This is a genomic window from Pseudomonas fluorescens (assembly GCF_902497785.1).
In the GTDB taxonomy this organism is placed as follows: domain Bacteria; phylum Pseudomonadota; class Gammaproteobacteria; order Pseudomonadales; family Pseudomonadaceae; genus Aquipseudomonas; species Aquipseudomonas fluorescens_BO.
The window spans coordinates 1-1981 of sequence record NZ_CABVHK010000050.1; the positions used below are offsets into that span (position 1 = coordinate 1).

Consider the following 1981-nt stretch of genomic DNA (forward strand, 5'->3'; position numbering starts at 1 on the left):
GCCGCCGCCCATGTTGATCAGCTTGAGGTGGATATTGTCTTCTTCTTTCAAGCGCTCGAAGATCACTTTGACCTTGGCGATGGCCGCATCCCAGACGCTGATGTCGCGCTGTTGCGAGCCGACGTGGAACGAAATGCCGTAAGGCACCAGGCCCAGGTCACGGGCGAGGATCAGCAGGTCCATGGCCATGTCGGTCTGGCAGCCGAATTTGCGCGACAGCGGCCAGTCAGCCGTGGTCGAGCCTTCGGTGAGGATGCGCACGTAGACTTTCGAACCCGGCGCAGCCTTGGCGATGTTGCGCAGGTCGGCTTCGGAGTCGGTGGAGTACAGACGCACGCCCTTCTCGTAGAAGTAGCGGATGTCCTTGGATTTCTTGATGGTGTTGCCGTAGCTGATACGGTCGGCGCTGACGCCACGGTCCATGACTTTGTCCAGCTCGTAGATCGAGGCGATGTCGAAGCTCGAGCCTTTCTCTTTGAGCAGGTCAATGATTTCCACGGCCGGGTTGGCCTTGACTGCGTAGTAGACCTTGGCGAATTCGAAACCGGCGCGCAAGTCGTCGTAGGCCTTACTGATCATCGCGGTGTCGATGACCACGAACGGGGTTTCTTGCGTGTCGGCGAACGCCTTCAATTTATTGAAGGTATCGCGCGCGTAATAGTCTTCGACGTTGATCGACATGCTGGGATCTCCTGCTGGCAAACGTTAATAATCAATGGGCGCAAATGAACGTCCTCCGTATCCCCACTTTGGTTCGCCTACTTCCCAAGGCATGTCGCCGAAAGCAAAAAGGCCACGGGAGGCGTTGCTTCCCTTGGCCTTGCTGTCTCGTCGTCAGTACTTGAGCCGGATGGATCGTTTCCAGCATGGACGTTCGGCGCGAACTTTAGGGCGTGAGGGGCTTGAGATCAACAAAAAATGTCGCGTTTTTGCACGCTTCCGTCGTGCGGTCCTGAAGGGTTACTGGTGTAACCGACCTGCGTGACAGTGTGATGTTCCCCGGATGGGGATTTTTGAGGGACCGTGCATGGCGTTTGTGGCGAGGGGATTTATCCCCGTTGGGCTGCGCAGCAGCCCCAAAATCTGCCACCCGGTTTAATTAACTACACCGCGAATACCGATTTACGACTGCTGCGCAGCCGAACGGGGATAAATCCCCTCACCACAGGTTTTTCCAAGCCTCTGAACTCAGGCCAATGCTGTTTCGGCAGGCGAAACAATGCTGGTCTTGCCGCCTCGGGACTTGCCGGAGCTCAAATACTCGGCAATCGATTCCTGCGTCACCTCCCCGAGGAATACCCGCTCGGCATCCATCACCGGCAACCACGAGCGATTGAACTCGTACATCCGCGACAACAGAATGCGCAAATGCTCGTCGTACGCCGCCGTGGCGTTGAACTCGCGCAGGTATTGCACGCAGGTGCCGGTCTGACGGAGCAAGTCGCGACGTCGTACATAACCGAGGGCCTTGTTCTCGGCATCGGTAACCACCACGTAACGGCGGTCATGCTCATCCATCAACTCCATGGCCTCGGCCACCGGGGTTTCCGGGCTGACGGACGGCGCGTTGTCCGCCGCGTCTTCGGCCTTCACCAGCAACAGACGCTTGAGCGTGCTGTCCTGGCCAACGAAGTTGCTGACAAAGTCGTCCGCCGGGTGCGCCAGCAGGGTGTCCGGGTGATCGATCTGCAACAGCTTGCCGGCACGGAAGATCGCGATCTTGTCGCCCAGCTTGATGGCTTCGTCGATGTCGTGGCTGACCATGATCACGGTCTTGTTCAGCGCGCGCTGCATCTCGAAGAATTCGTTCTGGATCATCTCGCGGTTGATCGGGTCGACCGCGCCGAACGGCTCATCCATCAACAGCAACGGCGCATCTGCCGCCAGGGCACGAATCACGCCGATCCGCTGTTGCTGGCCGCCGGACAGTTCACGCGGGTAGCGCGTCAGGTACTGCTTGGGCTCAAGCTTGATCATGCTC

General features: G+C 58.5%; 1 protein-coding gene and 1 pseudogene. Both read right to left on the minus strand.

Annotation, left to right across the window (positions count from 1 at the left end):
- Positions 1 to 681: pseudogene (locus F8N62_RS31230) on the minus strand (type III PLP-dependent enzyme); the annotation flags it as partial.
- 507 nt (positions 682 to 1188) lie between these two features.
- Positions 1189 to 1981, minus strand: a 793-nt coding sequence (locus F8N62_RS31235) for a CBS domain-containing protein (RefSeq protein WP_150714193.1), incomplete at its 5' end; no start/stop codon positions are given.